19 protein-coding genes are annotated in these 21287 nt (G+C 52.7%); 13 read left to right on the top strand and 6 right to left on the bottom strand.

What is annotated here, in order from left to right; genetic code table 11:
* Positions 1-33 precede the first annotated feature (33 nt).
* The 3 genes from FYZ48_RS29845 to FYZ48_RS17770 are packed head-to-tail and all read left to right on the top strand — an operon-like array spanning position 34 to position 1393.
* Entirely contained in the window at positions 34-273 is a 240-nt protein-coding gene (locus FYZ48_RS29845) for a DUF2256 domain-containing protein (RefSeq protein WP_315853206.1), read from the top strand.
* On the top strand, positions 270-758 hold the full coding sequence (locus tag FYZ48_RS17775) for a metallophosphoesterase family protein (RefSeq protein ID WP_149342782.1): 489 nt from the start codon (positions 270-272) through the stop codon (positions 756-758). Before FYZ48_RS29845 ends, FYZ48_RS17775 begins: the two co-directional genes overlap by 4 nt.
* The gene (locus tag FYZ48_RS17770; protein ID WP_149342780.1) at positions 755-1393 is read left to right on the top strand and encodes a HEAT repeat domain-containing protein; all 639 of its coding nucleotides are present in this window, start codon (positions 755-757) and stop codon (positions 1391-1393) included. The genes FYZ48_RS17775 and FYZ48_RS17770 overlap by 4 nt, the downstream gene beginning before the upstream one ends.
* 13 nt (positions 1394-1406) lie before the next feature.
* On the opposite strand, the gene FYZ48_RS17765 is transcribed toward FYZ48_RS17770, so the two are convergent.
* Together FYZ48_RS17765 and FYZ48_RS17760 are read right to left on the bottom strand one after the other, a co-directional pair.
* Entirely contained in the window at positions 1407-1922 is a 516-nt protein-coding gene (locus tag FYZ48_RS17765) for a DUF3592 domain-containing protein (protein ID WP_149342777.1), read from the bottom strand.
* A gap of 44 nt (positions 1923-1966) precedes the next feature.
* Entirely contained in the window at positions 1967-3046 is a 1080-nt protein-coding gene (locus FYZ48_RS17760) for a formylglycine-generating enzyme family protein (protein WP_149342775.1), read from the bottom strand.
* A gap of 133 nt (positions 3047-3179) precedes the next feature.
* Between FYZ48_RS17760 and FYZ48_RS17755 the strand changes: the two genes are divergently transcribed.
* The 6 genes from FYZ48_RS17755 (at position 3180) to FYZ48_RS17730 (ending at position 10005) form a co-directional block, all read left to right on the top strand.
* Entirely contained in the window at positions 3180-3638 is a 459-nt protein-coding gene (locus FYZ48_RS17755) for a hypothetical protein (RefSeq protein ID WP_149342773.1), read from the top strand.
* 196 nt (positions 3639-3834) lie between these two features.
* Positions 3835-4212 carry a hypothetical protein gene (locus tag FYZ48_RS17750; RefSeq protein WP_149342771.1) on the top strand — a complete coding sequence of 126 codons (378 nt, stop codon included), beginning with the start codon at positions 3835-3837 and terminating at the stop codon, positions 4210-4212.
* Between the two features lie 361 nt (positions 4213-4573).
* On the top strand, positions 4574-6043 hold the full coding sequence (locus tag FYZ48_RS17745; protein ID WP_198422239.1) for a hypothetical protein: 1470 nt from the start codon (positions 4574-4576) through the stop codon (positions 6041-6043).
* Entirely contained in the window at positions 6033-7223 is a 1191-nt protein-coding gene (locus tag FYZ48_RS17740) for an ARPP-2 domain-containing protein (protein WP_149342767.1), read from the top strand. Before FYZ48_RS17745 ends, FYZ48_RS17740 begins: the two co-directional genes overlap by 11 nt.
* A 178-nt stretch (positions 7224-7401) precedes the next feature.
* Positions 7402-7662 (top strand): hypothetical protein, encoded by a 261-nt coding sequence (locus FYZ48_RS17735; protein WP_206752604.1) that lies wholly within the window; start codon positions 7402-7404, stop codon positions 7660-7662.
* A 135-nt stretch (positions 7663-7797) separates the two neighbouring features.
* The gene (locus FYZ48_RS17730; protein WP_149342763.1) at positions 7798-10005 is read left to right on the top strand and encodes a right-handed parallel beta-helix repeat-containing protein; all 2208 of its coding nucleotides are present in this window, start codon (positions 7798-7800) and stop codon (positions 10003-10005) included.
* A gap of 23 nt (positions 10006-10028) precedes the next feature.
* Here FYZ48_RS17730 and FYZ48_RS17725 read toward each other — a convergent pair whose 3' ends face one another.
* On the bottom strand, positions 10029-11345 hold the full coding sequence (locus FYZ48_RS17725) for a glycosyltransferase family 87 protein (RefSeq protein ID WP_187782093.1): 1317 nt from the start codon (positions 11343-11345) through the stop codon (positions 10029-10031).
* A gap of 543 nt (positions 11346-11888) precedes the next feature.
* On the opposite strand from FYZ48_RS17725, the gene FYZ48_RS17720 reads away from it, so the two are divergent.
* Positions 11889-12224 (top strand): hypothetical protein, encoded by a 336-nt coding sequence (locus FYZ48_RS17720; RefSeq protein WP_149342759.1) that lies wholly within the window; start codon positions 11889-11891, stop codon positions 12222-12224.
* 145 nt (positions 12225-12369) lie between these two features.
* Here FYZ48_RS17720 and FYZ48_RS17715 read toward each other — a convergent pair whose 3' ends face one another.
* Entirely contained in the window at positions 12370-12654 is a 285-nt protein-coding gene (locus FYZ48_RS17715) for an antibiotic biosynthesis monooxygenase family protein (protein ID WP_149342757.1), read from the bottom strand.
* A gap of 317 nt (positions 12655-12971) precedes the next feature.
* Here FYZ48_RS17715 and FYZ48_RS17710 point away from each other — a divergent pair, with 317 nt between their 5' ends.
* Complete coding sequence (locus FYZ48_RS17710; RefSeq protein WP_149342754.1) at positions 12972-14882, top strand: hybrid sensor histidine kinase/response regulator; 1911 nt, start codon at positions 12972-12974, stop codon at positions 14880-14882.
* 97 nt (positions 14883-14979) lie between these two features.
* Here the strand turns inward: FYZ48_RS17710 and FYZ48_RS17705 are convergent, their stop codons facing one another.
* Positions 14980-16374 carry a DUF1501 domain-containing protein gene (locus tag FYZ48_RS17705; protein ID WP_149342752.1) on the bottom strand — a complete coding sequence of 465 codons (1395 nt, stop codon included), beginning with the start codon at positions 16372-16374 and terminating at the stop codon, positions 14980-14982.
* Positions 16375-16512: 138 nt separating this feature from the next.
* A complete protein-coding gene (locus tag FYZ48_RS17700) occupies positions 16513-17976 on the bottom strand; it encodes a HEAT repeat domain-containing protein (RefSeq protein ID WP_187782092.1) in 1464 nt (487 codons plus the stop codon).
* Between the two features lie 244 nt (positions 17977-18220).
* On the opposite strand from FYZ48_RS17700, the gene FYZ48_RS17695 reads away from it, so the two are divergent.
* Both FYZ48_RS17695 and FYZ48_RS17690 read left to right on the top strand, forming a co-directional pair.
* The gene (locus FYZ48_RS17695; protein ID WP_149342748.1) at positions 18221-19681 is read left to right on the top strand and encodes a sulfatase; all 1461 of its coding nucleotides are present in this window, start codon (positions 18221-18223) and stop codon (positions 19679-19681) included.
* A gap of 1186 nt (positions 19682-20867) precedes the next feature.
* The gene (locus FYZ48_RS17690; RefSeq protein ID WP_149342746.1) at positions 20868-21284 is read left to right on the top strand and encodes a response regulator transcription factor; all 417 of its coding nucleotides are present in this window, start codon (positions 20868-20870) and stop codon (positions 21282-21284) included.
* Positions 21285-21287: the final 3 nt, after the last annotated feature.

Below are 21287 nucleotides of genomic sequence, written 5' to 3'. Positions count from 1 at the left end.
CTGTAGAATATCTGGCTGAATTCGGCTGCGTAGATGGCCCCGTCTGATATTTCCAACTGGCCTGAAGGTAGGGTAGTCCCTAGAATCCAGTTAAATCATCAATCCTGGAAACGGGGGCCTTTACCCATGACGCACCGCAAATCGGAGCTGCCACAAAAGCGCTGCGCCGCCTGCGGGCGGCCTTTTACCTGGCGTAAAAAGTGGGCCCGTGTCTGGGAGGAAGTCAGGTACTGCAGCACGCGCTGTCGACGTAACCGAGGACAGGCAGAGTGAAAATCGGTATCCTCTCAGATTCACACAATCACCTGGAGCGGACCGTACGCGCCGTCGCGCTGCTGCAGGAGGCGGGTGCCGAGGCGCTGTTTCATTGTGGTGACCTGGCAACACCTGAGATCGTCTCTGCCTGCGCAATACTCCCGTTCTATTTTACCTTTGGCAATCACGACGCCGACTTTGTCCCTCAACTCGAACAGGCGGCACGGGAACAGGACATTCATTGTCTGCGCTGGGGCGGCGAAGTCAAACTGGCCGAAAGGCGCATTGCCCTGGTGCACGGTCATATCAGCCGTGATCTCAAAAACCTGCTGGCTGCCGAGCCCGATTACCTGCTCACCGGCCATTCGCACCAGACCCACGATTTCCATGAAGGTACCACCCGCCGCATTAACCCGGGTGCCCTGTTCAGGGCGAAAGTCTTCACCGTCGCTACACTTGATCTGGCAACCGACGATCTGCAGTGGATCGAGGTGCCCCGATGAAACCGTCAAAATTCTACTTCAAATACAATCGAAGCGGACTGGGTTGTCTGCTGTTGATCATCGGGACCCCTCTGGCGTTGTTTCTGTTCTGGCATCTGACGCCTTCCAGTTGGATTCTGCGACTTGAACTACAGAATCAACTGGGAAGAATGGCCTATGATACGAGTTGCTCAGCAGGTCCAGAAGCGCTTCCGGTACTTCAGGAATACCTGGCTCATCAAAATACCAACACCCGATATATCACTATCAGCGCAACCGGTGCCTATATTGGTTCTCACCAGGAAAGCAGTCAGCCACTGATTACCGCGCTTTGTAACCTGGCGCTCCATGACAAGAGCCTCAAGGTACGACTACACGCAATAAGCACGCTCCGGCAGGTCTTTCATCCTTCGGCTGAGATTGATCGTACCGTGCTCGAACTGATGAACCACCAGAGTGAAGCCATTCGCTTCGAAGCCAGGGAGTTGCTGCTGATTCGCATTGGCCGTGGAATTGAGGTCTCACCAGAGCTTTGCACGATCCGTGAGCAGTTGAAGCCTGCACTCGAAACTGCAGAAACAGCAGACCCTGATAATTGCGCTGTGAAAAATCTCAAAACGTTTCTGGAGAAGTGCGACGCGACTCAGAACGAATGACTGACCGGGCGGCTTAGTCATCACTCAGATTCCGAATCCGATTATTCAAGATACGTCTGGTATAAAGATAGATGGCTCCAAACGTTAGAAGATTGACAAAGCCAGATCGTAATAAAACAGGTCCTGATCCCCAAAGTGACCGTTGATTATTCTCTGCCGCAACTTCAGGGTCATCGGGGTCATAAAGAATCTCAAATGTTTGCCCCGGTTTGCCGAGTGGTGGGCTATAGCTGGTTGAAGAGGTAAACTCATGTGTTTTACCCTGCCGGTCTTCAAAACGGAACGTGGGACAGGAAGATTCATTTGAAATATATTTGTTAGACAGCAGAACCCCGTCGGTTTTTATTGCATTATTAACAAACAAGTAAGTGCGAAAGGTCGGAACCGCTCCTGACAGAAAGATTAATATGGCCAGACACATCACGAATCCTGAAACCACATACAATAGCTTCGGCACCAGGAACAGCCAGATATTCCACGTTTCCCGGGGGCTATACGGCCACTTCTTGAGATCTTCTAAAAAAGCCAAGTGACCGGCCCTGATAATTCAATAGTGATGCTTCTCATTTTCGATCACCCCCGGGGGACACCCAGGCAAATACGAAAGCCGTCGCGGGAATCGGAATAATAATCACTCTTGAGTCCCAGGCGGACGGCGCAGCGGGCATTGCCGGGTACGTCGTAGTAGTTTCCACCCCGGCAGACCGGGCGACGATTCTGGTCTACCAGATAGACTTCTTCATGGCCCCCCGTGGGATCGAAATGATCGAGGACGATTTCCCAGACGCCGCCACACATGTCGGCCAGCCCGAAACCGTTGCGTCCCATCTCGCCATAATGGTCGACGGGAGAGACAAACGCGAAGCCATCACTCCACGGGGCATTCGCCAGCGGCCAGATCTTGTTGCGTCCGGGCAGGAAGTCGACAGCGGAGATATTCAGGCGACCTTCGCCATCCCGCAGATCATCGCCCCACCAGAAATAGTGACTCTCGGTGCTTCCGCCCCGGCAGGCATACGCCCACTCGGCTTCGGTAGGCAGGCGGTACTCCAGACCTTCCGGCAGGCGTCCCGCTTTACGCTCACGCTCGGTCAGCCACTTGCAGAACGCGCGGCCGTCGTTCCAGCTCACACAGACGACCGGGTAACAGTCGCGCAGCGGAAATCCGAAACCCGGATCACGCCAGCTTTTGCCTTTTACCGAAATCCAGGGGTGCGGCGGGGCTTTGGCCGTGATCTTCCAGTTGGGATCAAAGACCTGCGTTTCTCCATCCGGCTTCTCGGCATCGGTCACGTAGCCGCTCTCTTCGACAAAGCGTTTGAACTGGCCGACGCTGACCTCGGTCCGTCCCATCCAGAAACCGTCTTTGACCTGCATCGGGCGGGGCTTTTCTCCTTCGTAGGACTCGCGCACGGTGCCCGGCGTTGCGCCCCCTTCCCGACCGGTCGCCCAGGCTTTTTCTTCCGGAGTACTGCCCATCATGAACTTACCCGGCGGAATATACAGGACCTCCAGTGAAACGTCTGCTCCCAGATCGATCTGTTTTGAAGTGCCCTGGGCTGGTGGATCAGCGGCGGATGACTTCGCGGGCAGAGCGACATTGAAAATGACTCCAGACAACAACAGCAGACGCAGCACATTTGTGATTCTCATCAGGCGGGTCCCTTGTTAAGGTAGGCTAAGCGAGCAGGCAGGAAATCTCCGATCTTTTACCATAAGGAATCGCAACCGGCGGATCAACAATATTTTTTTGTCCGGTCGCCCGATTCGATGAAAGTGATGGCCAATGAGTCTTCAGAAAAAACAGGATGGTTACTGGTACGGCGACGATCATGCAGACCTGCGTCAGGAACTGCAGCGGTACAGCGAACTGAATGGTTACCCGATTGATAATTTTGCAGATGTCCGCTGTACCTGCGGGAACGATTCGTTCTACTTCGGTACCGATGAAGACGAAGGGGTGGCACTGCGGATCTGTGGCAGATGTGAAGACGAACATCTGATGGGTGACAGTGAAGAGTACGCTGAGGAAGCAGACATCGAGAAACATGGCTGCGTCTGCGGTGCGGAAGTCTTTCAGATCACGGCCGGCATTTATCGCTACCGCAATGAGGATGATTCGCTGTCCCCGGATGTGAAATGGCTTTACCTCGGCTGCCGCTGCGTGGCCTGTGGACTCGTCGGCTGTTATGCCGACTGGAAAAACGAATTTAATGGATATGAAACGCTGCTCGCGATGATGTAGTGTTTGATCAGAAGTTTAAACAGATGCTCGACGTTTAGATATTTACTATTACTATTTTGAAAAAGTGTTTCGATATGGGCGTTTATTACTACTATGTCAATCTGACGAAGAAAGAAAATTCTGTATCGATACTTTGGGTGGTAGTCTACGTCATCGAGGATTGGGAAGGACACTCGCCAGTCGAGCCTTTCATCTGATGCTCGATTATTCGAAAGGGAGATGGGCTGGAGACTATGTTGCAGTAATGGGAGATGATAATACTCCAGACTGGTCCCATCTTTCTGAAACCTTAACTGACATCGATGCCATTGTGATACTGACGTTGTTTTATATTGATGGATTTAATGAAATAGGAGAAATCGCCAAGCATGATCGGTACCTGTTTATGCAGTTATGTCATCTGGTTGTTACCAGACAAGCCCTCGAATTAGAACCTCTACTACTGGAATATTTTGGAGCGAGCTATCTCAAAAAATATAAAGAACTTTGTAAAGAGTCGTATTATCTACCGAAGGATCTAACGTTAAGAGAGAATGAAGCGCTTTTTCCGAAGAGACCCCAAGGTCCCTTTTAAAATTGTTTCAATGAATGGTTCATACCATTTGGAATATTAAACGAACGCTCAATCATCAATGCGCTGGAGATTGCAGCCCTGAGTGCCTGGAAGGAAGTGCATTGGCAATTGACACAAACTCGTACTAATGGGATTTCCTTGTGAGCAGATCCATCCTACCTGAATCCGCATTCTTCAGGCGAACTTCCCTGCAACTTGCCCTGTCATAAAATCTGAGCTTGCGATGCCCGCCGTGGCGCGGGATACTCGAACATCCGTTCGTGGGACTTGAGAGTGACTTCCGCGTGAGCTTCTGCAGCTTTTCAGCCCGTCGCTGTCTGCATTCCCCGAACGGATTTTTTTGACTCAGGGAATGACTCTGGTGACCGACGGAACCTATTCAACATCGTCTCCCGAACGAAATCGCCTGCGTGAACAGTGCGAACGGGAAGATCTCGTGATGTTTATCAACCCCTGTTTCGCCGCCACCCGGCAGAACGAGTATTATACCGATCGGTATCTCGCCAGCGTTTCGATTGAATTCCTGCACCAGTACACGCTGATTAACTATCGCCTGCTTTACGCGCGAACGCTGGCAGCCGGTATTAATCACTTTAATCAGCTGCAGATTATCTTCAACCTGCTCCAGTCGGGTGCGCCAGGTGATCCCCGACAGCGCGCCGAAGAAGGAGCACTGATCGCAGCTGCGCTGCGCGGACTGCCTCCCAACCGGGTGTATGGGCTATTTACACGATTGCAGCAGGCCCGAATCAATAATCGTCGCACGCGTGCCGTGATTAAGACATACCTTAACTGGCGACGAGAACCGGATTTTGATGCCATCAAATATCGCAACAAGTTTCGTTCTGCAGCAGCACACATCCATTTTCAACTCGATGCAGAACTGGGACGGTTTCTCTTTGATCCTTCCAGCCAGAAGACTTACACGCGGCCCCTGCTCAATCAGTATCGACAGGCGCAGTACAGTGCATCTGCCATCTACGAACTGCCTTTCACTGTCGCGGAATCACTGGCACAGACGCATCAGATTCCTCGCGAGGTCTTCCTGCAGAAGATTCAACCGAAGATGACCGCAGCGGAAAAGATGCGCTATCAGTCTACTGCTGCACGGACGAAAGGGGTTGATATTGAATTTGACCTGAGTCGCGCGGGACTGACGAAACTGGCACTCTATATACTCTCGCTGAAGCAACGCGAGCGACGGGACCGCGCTGTAGAACTGCAGGCTGCCCTGAATTCCGCTGCAACAAAAGCACTGCGTCGCGCTCCCCTCGCGCTGGGACGTGTAGCCGCCGTTCTGGATCGCAGCCGGTCTTCCCTGGGAAGTCGAGAGCGGCGAAACCGTCCGCTGGGCGTGGCCCTGGCAGCCAGTTGTCTGCTCAGAAATACAGCGCGGGAATACCGGTCTTTCTGGACACCGGAAAACGAAGAAGCGGAATATGAATTTCTGACGCGACCTGCGGGGCAGACGGCTCTGGCCGAACCATTGCTTGCCGCGCTGGAATGGCGGCCAGACCTGATCGTGATTGTTTCGGATGGCTACGAAAACGATCCTCCTCAGCTGGTCGATCAGGTGGCCCGCGTCTACCGGGAAACGATTGGAAAAGGGAATACTCCGGAGATTGTGCATATGAATCCGGTCTTCGACGCCGATCATTATTCACCGCGACGACTGGGTTCCACGATCCCTACCGTCGGTCTGCGGGATGCAGAAGACATTCCCACCATGCTGGGCTTTGCCCGGTTTACTGCCGGGACGACGAAACTGGAGGATCTGGAAGCGTATCTCTCACACCGTGTTAAGAGGATGTTGAACTCTGATGAAACCTGAAGATCTGCAGCAGACGATTTCGCTGAAAGGACTGAAGCTCGCTCCGTCACAAGTCCTGGGAGGAGTCCGTCTCGCGCCCGTGATACGTAAACAGGTTCGTGAAGATCTCCGTTTGACGCGACGTCCTTACCACGAAGATGTTGCCGCTGTTCAACTTGATCAGAAAACGGCATATTACTCCTATATCCCCCATGCCTTTATCGCGGACTGGTCGAACGATGGTTCACCGGCCGTCGCTTACGGTACACAGATACGACGTCTGCAGAAAGGCCAGAAAAACAGCGATGGCCGGGTTCATGACCTGGGCTTCATGACGGCGCGGGTAATGAAGAAAATGCGCAAGAGGGAAGACCGTAATCGACTGCGGTTTCTTCCGATGGATCTTTCACTCGAAGGATTTCTTTCGCTCCATTTTGGTGGACCGGATGTGATCTGGGAAGAATACTCGCGCGCAGCAATCCGCGATGGTTTGAGCCCGCGTTGTGAGATGTCGGTTCCCGGCCGCTGGATTAAAGGGCTGGAAGATGCCCTCCGTGTCTTCGAAATTCATGAGAATCAGGTTGGTTCACTGATCTTTGTGGGAGATGCCCTGGCGTCTGCCTTTATCGTACCTCATCCGGATGATTATCGTGATCTGCATGAAACACTGTTGACCGATGATTACGGTGAGCTGCTCTATTTCTACGGACTTTACGCACAGGAAAACCGGTTACATCCAGCGGACATCGACGCCAAGCGGGTGGCGTCACTGGAAGACCTGCGTCGAGAAGTCAAGCGTGTGCGTGGCGACTGGTCAACGCTGCACACACTGATGTCTGATAATCTGCTGGATTGTCCGGTCCACAATGAAATGGTTTACAAGATGGGCCCCTTCCAGTTGCAGCGGTTCATGACGGAATTGAATCCGAAGGCGGAAAACCACATCGGGGAAGCCATCGTCCGCAAGAATGGAACGTTGGAATATTTGAAATCGTATCGACTCTCTGCTGCCCAGTGCCGACGTGCTTATCTGCTGATGCAACTCGCTGACAGCAACTGGTCTGTCGAGGCCTGTGCTGAAAAACTGAGTTGCACAACTCACGAATTGATTTACCGTCTGGAAAAAGCGGGCTTCGGCCACCTGTTCCATCAGCATGTGCATGACAAAGTTCAGAGCATGCTGCGAAATGCCCCCTGGTAAATCATTTATTAAACCCCGGTTTGACAGATCCACTCTGTGTAGTACCATGAGTGGCTGTTTCATCCTGCCAGGATGATTGGTCTGTTATTAGGTCGCGACCGGAGGGTTTATGGGGTATCGAGCTTTCTATTGCTGTTATAAAACCAATGAAACGCTCAGCGCGGAAGAAGCCTGCGAGATGGATCTGTCTCTCGCCGCCGATCGGATTCTGGAACTCCTCCAGGGCGATGAAGATTTCTTCGGGCTGATCGACGATCACAATGCGACGCTGCAATTCCTCCGCAACGGCGAGACGATCTGGATGGAAATTCCGATTCCGGACAAGCAGGGAAGTTACGGAAAATACATCCCGCTCAGTGAAGTGAGCGCGCTGGTCGCTGGCTTACCCGCCCAGATCGATCTGAATGATTTCTCAGAAATGCAGTTTCAACCCTGGTGATCCGAAAGGTTATCTACAACAGTTCCACAGTTAATTGACGCTGGTCAGGCCGCTTCCTATATTCAAGGCAGGACGTGCTGTACTAAACCGTCACGCAAACTACCTTCCCATTTGTTTCCAACCCCAGGCTCCTCAATGAACTTGTTTCGATTCTTTCTCACCAGTCTGATTGTCTGTTGTCTGACATGCAATACGCAGGCAGGTCTTAATCTATATGTCAAAGCCGATGCTGCTCCCGGGGGCGATGGCAGTCAAGCAAAGCCGTTTCGTCAGATCGAGCAGGCACGCGATGCGATCCGCCAGTCTCGTCAGATTGGTCAGCTGAAAGTGGGTGCTGGGGCAACGGTCCATATTCAGCCCGGTGTTTATCAAATCAGTAAGTCATTGGAATTCAATAAGACAGACAGCGGCACCGCCGAGGCACCGATTGTCTATCGTGCGACTCAACAGGGCCAGACACTGATTCAGGGGGGCGTCAGTCTCGATCCTGCATCGTTTCAGCCGGTCACCGACGCTGCCATTCTCAAACGGCTGCCTGCTTCCGCCCGCGACAAAGTCCGGGTCTGTGATCTATCGTCAATCGCTGCCGGCTCGTTCGCGGAACTGAAACGCTCCTACCGGGGTGTCCCCGTCGGTCCCTGGCTGTATGTGAATGGCGCACCGATGACGCTCGCCCGCTGGCCGAATGCCGATGCAGACCATGGTGGCTGGGCTTCCTTTTCCAAAGTCGTCGACAAAGGGCTGCCCGACCCCAAAGCCGAGGATCCGGAAAAACGCAAACTGCACCCCGGTGCGTTCATCTTTGATGATCCCCGGCCCGCCCGTTGGAATCTGGAGGATGGCGTCTGGCTGCTCGGTTACTGGACTCATGACTGGAGTGACGAAGTCATCCGGATCGCCGACTATGATGCAAAGCAGAAAACAATCCGTCTGGCAGCACCTCATAACTATGGCATCATGGGTGGCACCTGGGGATCCAAATCACGTCGCTTCTTCGCACTCAACGTTCTGGAGGAACTGGACGCACCCGGCGAATGGTATCTCGATCGCAAGCAGAAGCAGCTTTATTTCTATCCTGAGCAAAATCAGCAAGCGACCTCGATTGTCCTCGCGACGTTGACACAGCCCCTGCTCAAACTGCAGGACACGCAACATGTCCGCTTTGAGAACCTGAACCTGGAATACGGTCATTCGGAGGGGGGCTCGCTGAAGAATACCACCGGCATTGAACTGGCCGGGTGCGTGGTCGCGAACCTGGCCAGCGGCGGTATCTCCGTGAATGGTAAGCAGAACACGATCCGCAGCTGCGATCTGTATCACCTGGGAACACGTGGCATCGCCTTGTATGGAGGCGACCGAAAACAGCTCACACGCGCCGACAACCGTGCGATCAATAACCACATTCATCATTACGGACTCTTTCAGCGAACCTATGCTCCGGGCATCTATGCGAATGGCTGCGGGCAGATCGTTCAGAATAACTGCATTCACGATGCCCCTCATAACGCAGTCCTGTATGGCGGCAATGAGAACCTGTTCGAACGGAATGAAATCTATCGCGTCGTCATGGAGACGGGAGACTCGGGCGCTTTTTATACCGGTCGCGACTGGACCAGCCAGGGAAACATCCTGCGGCACAACTTCATCCACCACCTTGGAGGCGGCGATGCAGAGCATGTCAACACGATGGGCGTCTACCTGGATGACTGCGACAGCGGCGACACGGTGGAAGGCAACGTGTTCTACCAGACCGGCCGGGCCATCATGATTGGCGGCGGTCGCGATAACCCCATTCTGAATAACCTGGTCCTCGACTGTCCGATCGGCCTGCATGTCGATTCGCGGGGCATGACCTGGAAACAGTGGAATAATCCTAATGAACCAAGCTGGCAGCTCGAAAAGAAGGCGGAAGCGATGAACTACCAGAGCCCGCCCTGGAGCGAACGCTATCCCCACCTCGCTAAAATCATGCAGGACTCACCTCGTGAACCGCTCTATAATCCGATCCTTCGGAATGTGTTCGTGGACTGCTCAAAGGAAGTCGCACATCTGGACGGCAACGTTCAGAAGCTGCTCGACAAGTTTGACATGGAAAACAATCTCGCCGTGAATACGCGTGGCACATCACCGGGTATCGCCATGACAAACGATCTCAAAGGCTTCACCAACCTGAGCGGGACCTCTGACAAACCCATTCCACTGGGCCTGACAGAAAATTCGCAAGGCAAATGGGAACTGCACCAGGACCCCTCCCTGCTGACGAAAGAGATCGGTTTTGAGCCGATCCCCTTTGACAAAATCGGGCTTTATCTGGATGACTATCGACGCAAGCTGCCAGAGTAAGACCTCTCCAGAAATAAAGAAACTCAAGCGGTAACCGGTGCATTCTCTTGCGCCGGTTGCAGCGCGGCTTCTGCTGTTTTCTCCCGGGTCACACGAAAATGGCGACTGAGCAGAAAACCGATGATGCCAAGAAACAGAAACGTGGAGGTATGGTAAGTTCCCAGCAGCTCACTATAGAACTTGCCGATAAATGCGCGGTTCAAAATCAGCACCAGGAACACAAACAGACCGATGCTGACCTTGAGCGGTTTCGTATAATGCTTCTGACTCATGGAAGAGCGAATCAGCAGATACACACCCGGAAAAATGCCCACGCAATGCTGTCCCCAGGTGACCGGCGAATATAACAGGATCAGGATCGACAGCACCGCACATTCCCAGAGAATACGTTCATCCGAACGGTCGTCGTAATGTCTGCGGAACAGCCACGCAATAAAAATCAGAAACACCAGCATACTCAGCGAGATGATCCGTCCTGCCGTCACCGGAGGCAGATTCAGAAAGTCCACATACAGCGGTGTTTTCATCCGCCCTTCATGCTCTCTGGGGAAATGCATCAGGTAGCGGGCAAGTGTAATTCGCAAAGACATATTCGCGATGGGAACCGGCCCGACGATCCCCCGTGAAGGATCTTTTTCCTTGAAACCTCGCATCACATTATGTACCCAGTGCCGCACCGTGCGATCGTATTCGGCATATCCCAGTTTGAGCATGGGAGATAATGTAAAGCAGGCCGCTGCCAGGAAGGTCAACCCGGCCATCTTCCATTCCCGCTTGAGAATGAACCAGACCCAGAATAAGGAAGGCGTACATTTCAACGCCATCGCGAACCCCAGAATCAAGCTCCCCTGCAGTTCCTTCTTTTCGCGCCAGAGATAAACGGACAGCCAGGCAGCAGCCACCAGCGCCAGATTCACACCGCATTCCAGCATGTCTCGAATCAGGTACCGGCTCGAGAGCAGAATCGCGACTGTGACCAACCAGAACAGTTCGTTTTTCCCCAACGGAAAATGCACTTCGCTCAAGCGGTTCAAAACACGAACCAGTACATACAGCGCCACGAAGAACAGGGGGTAGACCAGCAGGTACGCGGTCTCCATCGGAATCCATGCCAGCGTGGAATGCACGAAACCCCAGAACGGGGGATACGGGTAATTGATGTTGCGGGTATAGAGGAACTCACCAGTGGCGATGAAATGTCCCGAAGTCCAATGCAAAGGAAAGTCACCGGGAGGGCGACGGGCGATTCGCAGAAACTGAATGACAGAGACAATCACACCCACCACGATAAACGCAGCACGCCAGATTTTGTTATGTCTGTCAAACAGATCTCTGATCAAATTCACCTCCTTGTTGAAGAATCGTCTTGCCCTGATCGAGTGATTTATATACTAATGCCCTTCCTCCCAGATAGAGGAGAAAATCGAATCTGCACAATGAGGAATTCGCCTCGTCGCTGTGATAAAAATCAGCTGACGGGTGTTCCCTATCAGGTGCAGAAATGAGCGACACTGAATATTTCCGATATTTTTAGCGCAATCAAATAAAAAGTTTGCATTAAAAATCACAGATTATAAACTGAGTGGAACATAACACCCTTCATTTATATTTCGAGTCAACATTTCTAAGAGGCAGATCATTTCAGTACATCTTTGATTCGCTCATCTCTCTGATGAGGGCATCAGTACGACGTTCTGTCCTCGAACACTTTCGATTCAGTGTGTACCGCTTCAAAATCACCCTCTTTTGTAGCGCATGCGCATGCAGTTTTGGAGATTCAATTCATAGCTGAGGCACGATTTAGCAGCTAAAAACGACAGACAATCCGACGACATTTCATACAGATATTCATACTTTATTCGGTTTTTTATGGAGAAATCGTCATGAAGAAGCTGGTGTCGATGTTTCATTCGTTGCTGATCGGTCCTGTTACCTTTTGTGTCGGAATGCTGGTCATTCTGTTCGCTTCTCTGATCGGAATTAACCGTCTGGTGGAGGTAGATGCCTCAGGCAGACCACTGGTTAAGAGAAAGTGTGTGGCAGATCGGCATCCCATCACAACGGAAATGATCGAGCTCACTAAGGACCTGGGCTGGGATGAAAATCCCGCTAACCTTACCAAGCTCAATCAACTGACCGATTTTCATAGAAAGATGGCTACCGAAACCGTCACCGAGACGGATTCGCTGTCACTCATCAAAAAAGTCGATTTCGATTAGTTTGACAGTTCTACAAACACTTCATTTCATTTGCATCTCTCAGATGTACTAAATCAAATTACAGGCACTCTCTGCAGTTGAGTCAGCTCAACCTGCGGGCCCGGTCCAGCTCAATCTCTCACACGTCATTCAGTGGGACCGGGGCTCAGTGTTTGTAAATTTTATGACGCGGACGATCTGACAGAATCTCTTCCTTACCCCAGTCGGTAACCGCACGAAAAGCATCGCTGTGGATAAAATCCTGGAATGCCTGTTCGTCGGACCATTCACTGGTAATCATGTAGGAAGCGTTGTCGCTCACATCCTGCCACAAATGCGATGAGGTATGTCCCTCTGCCTGTTGCAGTGCCTGCTGAACACCAGCAAACTTTCCTTCGAACTCAGCCTGCTTACCATCAATCACCTGGTAGTTCATTCCCACTGTAATCATCGTTTCCTCCTGGTTTTGAATTGGGCTTTTCTTTACATCGTATGGCAGGAGTCGTGGTACAACAACTGCGATTCAGCTGTTCCCAGAGACATCCGCACACAGCCATTTTGTGCTCTGATCAAGTTATCAGACTCCGCCATTCAAACATATCTTTTCTTTGCAGAGACCTGAAAAATAGATTCCTTTTAAAACAACTCTGACTAGAATAGCTCGTCGGAATTATTTGACAAACCCGCCTGGCATCCACAAAGGAGTTCCACTTCTATCATTTCTCATTATCTGAACTGTGCCATTGCTGTCGAAGAAGGATCCGCTGAATGAGTCGCTTGAACTGGCATCAGGCCGTCTTGCAGAACATGATTGATGCCGTGATCGCCGTTGACCGTGATCAGCGAATCATGTTGCTCAACCCCGCTGCGGAACGACTGCTCGGACATGCGCTCCACCAGATTCTGGGACAGAATTTCTTCGAAACATTTGCGTTCGCAACCGCAGAATCCCAAGTTGAAATCCAGAACTCTCTCGAAATGGTCCTGGTGACAGGCGAGCACGCCGTAATTACCAGCCAGACTCCTCTCTCCACAAAAGCAGGTTCCACTCTGCAAATCAGTGGCAACATCAGTCCCATCTATGAGCATCCTGGCAGGATCATGGGAGCACTGCTGGTCCTGTATGATCCCTCCGCCGAATTGGAGCAGCACCTTTACACCGATGACCTGCTCGGTTTTGTTGAGAATGCACCGATCGCTGTTGCCCTGTTCGATAACAGTATGCGCTATCTGGCTGCCAGTCGCCGCTGGATCGACGATTACAAACTCGATAGTGAAAGCCTCCTGGGCCGTTCGCATTTTGATGTTTTCCCCGAGATTCCCAATCATTGGAGAATCGCCCATCAGCAGGGGCTCTCCGGAGCAACTCTGCACGATGACGAACTCTTCCTGCGCCACGATGGATCCGTCAAGTGGGATCGCTGGGTTCTGATGCCCTGGTATGAGTCGCGTAATACAATTGGCGGGATCATCGTCCTCACGGAAGACATCACCGACCGCAAACACCTGCAGCAGGAAAACCAGGATCTGCTCGAACAACTGGTGGCTGCGCAGAAGATCGAATCCCTCGGCAGGCTCGCCGGAGGCATCGCCCACGACTTCAACAATATGCTGAACGTCATCCAGGGCCATGTCGGACTCGCGCTGCTCGACATCGACACGGATCACCCCATCCATCAACACCTGACCGAAATTCGCGACGCTGCAGAGCGCTCTACCGAATTGACTCAACAACTTTTGAGCTTCAGCAGTCGCGAGGAATCCGAACCCCGGCTGATTGAACTCAATCAGTCGATTGAAGGTATGTTGCGCATTTTGAAACGCCTGATTGCTGAGGAAATCGAATTTGTCTGGGAACCGGAATCTGAAGGCTGTATCGTCAAAATGGATCCCTCCCAGATCGATCAGATTCTGGCGAACCTCTGCGTGAATGCCAGTGACGCCATTTCCGGAATTGGAACCATCACCCTGAAAACAGAGAACAGGGAATTCGACCATGAATTCTGTAAAGCACATCCGGAGTACCTTCCCGGTCATTTTGTGATGCTTTCCGTTTCCGATACCGGGCCCGGCATAGACCCGGCCACACAGGCTCGCATTTTTGAACCCTTCTTCACCACAAAGCCACAGGGAAAAGGAACCGGGCTCGGCCTGTCTACCGTCGCAGGAATTGTCAAACAGAACCAGGGCTTCGTCCGCGTGGAAAATCAGCCCGGCAGTGGCTCGACGTTTCAAATATTCCTTCCCTGTCGTCGCGATGGAAAACCGATCCCTCACCTCGAACCCGCTGTACGTGCTCCCGTCGGTACCAACGAAATGATCCTGTTGATCGATGACGAACCGATGCTCGCCAAAATCAGCCGGGAAATCCTGCTCTCACTGGGCTATCGCGTGATCATCGCCACCAGTCCCCGGGAAGCCATCCAGATGATGCTCGATTTTAAGGGAACCGTAGACCTGCTGATCACCGATGTGGTCATGCCCGAAATGAACGGCCAGGAACTTTATCACGCGTTACAGAAACTCCAGCCAAATCTCAACGTCCTGTATATGTCCGGCTACACCTTGCACATCATGGCCGAACAAGGCATCACCAGCGAAGAGAACTCCTTCCTCAAAAAACCATTCTCGCGCAACGAACTGGCTGTCAAAGTCAGACAGGTTTTGCAAGGGGGCTGAGCGTAGCTGGTGTGATGTAACTCATACCCTTGTTCTGACTTGAAATCAGAAAGCTTATGCAGACGCTTCGCGGCGTCAACCTCGATCTCAGCGTCATTCAGAACAATCCGGGAATCACATCTCCAGCTGTCGCGACCTGCACGACTTCGTTGGGCACGCCCCGCGTAATCCGCAGTTCACCCAGGTCGAACAGTGTGTGCATGATGCTGGTCACCAGATCTTTCCGCTCAATCGGCTCGGTCTGCGGACCGCCGGCGTGTCGGTCTGACTGACCAATCACCTGCCCCATCTTGAGCCCGCCGCCACTCAGCATCAAAGGCGACAGGTTCCCCCAGTGATCGCGACCGCCGCGGCTGTTGAGTTTGGGAGTCCGTCCCATTTCACCCGTGCAGACCAGCAGAATGTCATCGCTCAGGCCCCGCTCGTGCACGTCTTCCAGAAACGCAGAGACCGCGTGATCGAAGGGGACGCCCATGTAGTCCATGCCCTCAGCCACGCCTGCATTGTTGTTATCCGCGTGCATATCCCACACAAAGTTCGTGGTGATCGTCACGAATCCGCAACCCGCTTCGCACAGACGCCGCGCCATCAGCAACAGCTTGCCTAATGATTGTGCGTTATCGATGTACCGCTGATAGTTCTTCCAGCGCTTGCTGATCGCTTCAGGACGAACCAGCGGCGCCGTATCGTAGCGGGCCACGACGCGGGGATCCTCCTCCGACAAGTCAAAGGCTTTGGAAACGCCACCCAGGATCACATCAAACGCCTGTTGCTGCAACTCCGACGAAGCAGCAAACGTGTCACTCTTCTCAGCCGCCCAGCGCGCGCGATCCAGTTTCGTTAAGAGCACTCGTCGATCGTCCAGGCGATTCTGCGGAATCGACAGCGTCATGTTCGACTGCATGTCCCCCCCTGCTCCGGGCACGAACGGGGCATACGCACTTCCCATCTGCCCGGGAGAATCAAATTTGCCGAACTTCGTAATCGCCGGCATCATCTTTTCGTCGATGGCACGTGGATACAGCACCGCACTTGTGGGCATCCCGTTATCGGGATGATTCGCCCCCACCACGCGGGAGTAAAGCGCACCCAGGTTGGCATCGAGCGTATCCTTATGCACGATCGGTTTGATATCGTGTCGACTGTCCCCCGAACGATAAGAGCGGACGATTGACATCCGGTCTGCCTGTTGCGCCAGTTTCGGAAACGTCCCTCCGAACGTCACGCCGGGAATCTTCGTCGCCACCTCGCCCGTCACACTGTGAATGCCCGACGGCGCGGTCATCTTGGGATCGAACGTCTCAATCTGGCTCGGACCACCGTGCATGAACAGGAAGATCACCGACTTGTTCTTCAGCAGCGTTCCCGACCCCGCCGCCTGCGCCTGTAGCGACATCAGACCAGGCAGGGTCAACCCACCCAGCGCCAGACCGCCCACGCGCAGGAATTCCCGCCGACCGTTTCGATGATTGTGATCACAGAATGAAAGCATGATTTTACCCGAGCCTAAGAAAATCGCCTGTTCTGAATATCGTCCAATATATCGGCAAAGGTTGATGTGATCCAGACGAAAACCCACTCTCAAGGAAAATCAACACTGTTGATACGATCCCCAGTCTGTCTTTACTTGCTACTTCCAGGGCCACCACCAGTGCCGGTTTTGAAACACGCTTTCATCTGGGGTGTTATCATTCTGAGTGGCATGTTCTTTTTCCTGCTTTAACTGTTGGAACAGGGGCATTGCCCGCTCATCTCCCAGTTTATTCAGCCCTTCGTAGGCATGCATTCGTTCCACCTCGTCTCCCTTGACCATCCAGGCAAGCAGTGTTTCCCGCGAAGCAACACTATCCAGTTCACCCAGCATCTGCAGGATACTTCCCCGCACCAGACTGTCCGTCTCGTGTTCCAACACGGCGATCACTGTCTCAATCGCTTCCCAGGCACGAATGTCTCGCAACCCCAGCGTCGCATCATAACGGACTTTTTCATTCTGATATTCCAGCAATCTCAACAGCAGCTCCTGATCTTCCGACTTCCATTCGATGCCGTCGAGTGCATGCAGAAGAATACTTTCATTGGGAGGCACAAGAACAAGGTCTAACAGATCAGATCGAGAGAACTGCTTCGCATCTTGTAACGTTCGGAAAGCGATTTCTGTCACATCCAGATTATCATCTTGCAGACACGAGAAGACTTTTTCACTCCACCGCGCAGGGTCAAAACTCATCAGCGTCAGGATCACCGCCTGGCGTACTTCCGGCGAGGGGTCGGAAAGCTGTTCCGCCACCGCTTCCTCCGCGCCGCGCAACTTGAAGTGACGAATCATCCAACACGCACTGGCTCGAATGTCTGGATCAGTTTCCGACAGAAATGTGGGAATCAGTTCCAGCGTCTCAGCAGAGTTATCGGGGAACCTCCAGAAGGCTCTGATCGCATCCGCCTTGTCGGCAGCAGACGTCTCCGGATTCTCGAGTAGCGCCCGCAGTTCTGCCTCGGTGCCTCCCCTGCTTCTACCAAACCAGTCTGACACCTGACCCGCCAGCAACTCATCTAGCCAGCGTTCGTACCAGGTCAGGAAATCAGGCTCGTGCGTGATAAACGGTGTAGAACCATCATCATCGTTGACATAAACAACTCGCCCCCGGAATTCACCCGTGACAATTAACAGCATGTAATAAGAGCAGCCCTGAGTTCCAATGTACATCGTTCCCTGATAGGGATCGGTTTCTCCAAATTCACTCTCCCAGTCAGAAGCTTGCTTCATTCTGAAATACAGCGGACAGGGAAGGTCAAGTACTTTCTCAAATGGTTCTTCGAATGGCCAGTCTAATATCTTACTCCGGATGATTGGCAGGGGCGCAATTCCATAATAGGGACCCGCGCCCCCATTCCCTGCATACAGCAAAAATGCTCTGAATTCGTCAGGCAGTCGTACTCGGTATTCGTTTTCGAATTCCAGCAGCAGCAGCTCTTGAATCGGCGGATTGAGTTCAAAATGGTGCTGGTCTGATCCAAAACAACTTAGCCCCTGCGCACGCACCTGGCTTAGCTTCTCAAGAATCCGATCGATTTGTTCCTGGTGAGACGATTTCATAGGCTTACGATTCTGATTTGCGGGTCTATTCCTTTTTGTTAACGAGATTGAAAAAACAGCTGGACAGATTACCTGCTCCTCACAGAGACAGGAAAGAGCCCGAACAGGTTCTGCCGCAATGCTCTCTTCCTCCCTCATTTTCTGCACGAGAGAACAATTCAGGCATTTTCTTTCGTTGTGAACTCCGGTTATCATAATAGACTGCGGATTTCTTATCTATTTGATTCATCGAAAGGGACCCCGGATGCGCTTGCTCCTGATGATCGCTCTTCTCTGTCTCGTCTCCACACCGCTCCAGGCGGCTCAGAAACCGAATATTCTGTTCATCGCCATCGACGATCAGAACGACTGGATCGGCTGCCTCAAAGGTCACCCCCAGATCAAGACCCCCAACATCGACAAAGTCGCCTCCCGCGGAACTCTGTTTACCAACGCCCACTGCCAGTCCCCCCTCTGTAATCCTTCGCGGACCAGCCTGATGACCGGCCTGCGACCCACGACCACCGGCATCTATGGACTGGCCCCCTGGTTCCGCAACGTTGACCGTTTCAAAGATCGCGTTTCGCTCCCCCAGTACCTGGAGCAGAACGGCTACAAAACTTATAGCACCGGCAAAATTTACCACGGCGGCTACGGTCGCAAGAAAACCGATAAAGAATTCAATGTCATCGGCCCGGCCGCAGGGGTCGGCGTGAAGCCTCCCAAAAAACTGGTCAACACCCCCAACCCGCATCCTCTCGTCGACTGGGGCACCTTCCCTCACAAAGACGAAGACAAAGGCGACTGGAAGGTCGCCAGCTGGGCCGTCGATCAGTTGAACAAAAAACCGACCGAACCCTTCTTCCTCTCGGTCGGCTTCTTTCTGCCCCACGTCCCCTGCTATGCCACACAAAAGTGGTTCGACCTCTACCCCGCCGACACCGTTCAGCTGCCCCCCGTGCTGGATGTCGATCGCGACGACACGCCCCGCTTCTCCTGGTACCTGCACTGGAAACTCCCCGAGCCCCGGCTCAAATTTCTCAAGGAAGCCAACGAGTGGCACAACCTGGTGCGGTCTTACCTCGCCTGCACCAGCTTCGTCGACAGCCAGGTCGGACGCGTCGTCGACGCACTTGAGAAAAACAACCTGGCGGAAAATACGATCATCGTCATCTGGTCCGATCACGGCTGGCACCTGGGCGAGAAACTGATCACCGGAAAGAACACGCTCTGGGAACGTTCGACCCGCGTCCCCCTCATCTTCGCCGGTCCGGGTATCACTGAAGGCGCTGTCTGCAGCAAGCCGGCCGAACTCCTGGATATCTATCCCACGCTGGTCGAACTCAGCGGCCTGCCTCCCCGCACCGACCTCGAAGGACACTCGCTGGTCCCCCAGCTCAAGGACGCCAACACGCCCCGCAAGTGGCCCGCGATCACGTCCCATAACCGCAACAACACCACAGTCCGCACGGAAAATTATCGCTATATTCACTACGCTGACGGATCGGAAGAGTTTTATGACATGCAGCAGGATCCCGCGGAATGGAAAAATCTCATCGGCGATCCCAATTATGCAAAATTGATTGAAGAACATCGCACCTGGCTGCCCACGGTCAACGAAAAGCCCGCGCCCGGCAGCAAGCATCGTATCCTGCGGTACGAAAACGGTCAGGCAAACTGGGAAGAAGAAGACATCAAAAACGATGATCCGATTCCTGAGTTGTAAGCAGTTTTTCACAGCCGAAATTCATCCTGAATTTGTACAAATGATCGCAGACAATTTGAAACAGTTTTAACTTTCACTCATGTCCTGCCGGTTACAATTTCACTCAAAAAAATCTGCCATTTTTTTGGGCACCACCATTCAAGTTCTGTCTGAAAACTTGCCGAAGTATCCGTGTATAACAACGAACCTGGAAGTAAGTTGCCGTCGATGAACCCAAGACAGTTCGCAAGAACTGAGTAGTCGTCAGTGATGCTTATGACCAGACTAAGTGTTACCTAAACACAGGAGAAATCCTCAGGGGACTGGAAGCTTGGGCTTTCCAGTCCTCTTTTTTTATGCGCCGCCAACAGAGCCTCATCACGCCACTCCTCCCTTCCACAAATCTTTCTCCTCCTGCATCCGACCAGGGAAACTTTTTCACCTGATCAAACTGAAAAGATTGAACTTGATCGACGGTTCGCAAAGCATAAAGTATTGCAATTGTGCTTCGCGCGCGAGGCGGACGATGCGTGCACTGGAACACCGCGAACCAGTGACACAGCAGCACCTGAATCGACGTCGAATTTTCCACCTTTTCACCGGAACATCCGGAACCGGTTCTGAATGTTCCGTAACATTTCAAATCATTTCGCAGCACACTCAGAGCATTTCGGAGCAAATTCAACATCAACTCACCATCTTTCAAAGCGAAAGCACAGCACATTCCCTCTTGACCCCCTCACGCCGTTCTACAAAATGCTTCCACATGACAAACATTCAAATGAGAAAAATCCCGTCGTAGGGGCGACCCCATGTGGTCGCCCGCCTGGCAGGTCACAAACCACTCACACGTTTTCCCTGGCCTCTGAGAAAACTCACAATCCACCGGGTAGGCCCGCAAACAATTCGATCCGAGCACAGCGAGCCGGAAACGGTCAGTGTTGCGTTCAAAAAAAAGAACGTCACTCGAATCGAACAAGAAAATGGTTCCCTACTCGACCCATTATCCACATCGGCGCCAGTCAGGAGAGCTGAATCGACGGCAGCTGTCCGCAAAAGATCAGTGGTCGGACATCGATATACATAAACACTAACGCAGTCATAAGTTCAGTTATATCGGACCAAAACATCAGTTTACACGTCTGGCCTGAAAAGACTATAAATCGCCCCTGACAGGTTGGACTGTTTAACGTAATAAAAGTCACTGATGAAACGACTGCAGAATCTACCAGAGTACTACCACCCACGCGTCTATATCGTGGATGATAACGACAACGTCAGGGACTCCTACGTCATCCTGATGCAGAGCTGCGGATTGAGTGCAGAAGCGTTTTGCTGCGCCGAAGAGTTCCTCCGCAGCACCGCCGCCGATTCCTGTGGCTGCCTGCTCACCGATCTCCAGCTGACCGGCTGTGACGGGCTGGATCTGTTGAAACAGATGAAGTCCGCCGGCTACCGCCTGCCCGCAATTCTGGTCTCAGGCTCCCTGGACCGGGAGACCACAGGCTGCGCCGTCGAAGAAGGCGCGTTCGCAATCCTGGAGAAACCGTACCCGGTACAATCACTGTGGGAAGCCGTGATCACCGCCATCGAAAATGATTCCCAACAGCGCACCTGTAAATAAGCG

Origin of the sequence: Gimesia chilikensis (assembly GCF_008329715.1) — a bacterium.
In the GTDB taxonomy this organism is placed as follows: Bacteria; Planctomycetota; Planctomycetia; order Planctomycetales; family Planctomycetaceae; genus Gimesia; species Gimesia chilikensis.
The sequence above is the reverse complement of the archived record's forward strand: the minus strand, read 5'-3'. Positions and strand labels throughout refer to the sequence as shown.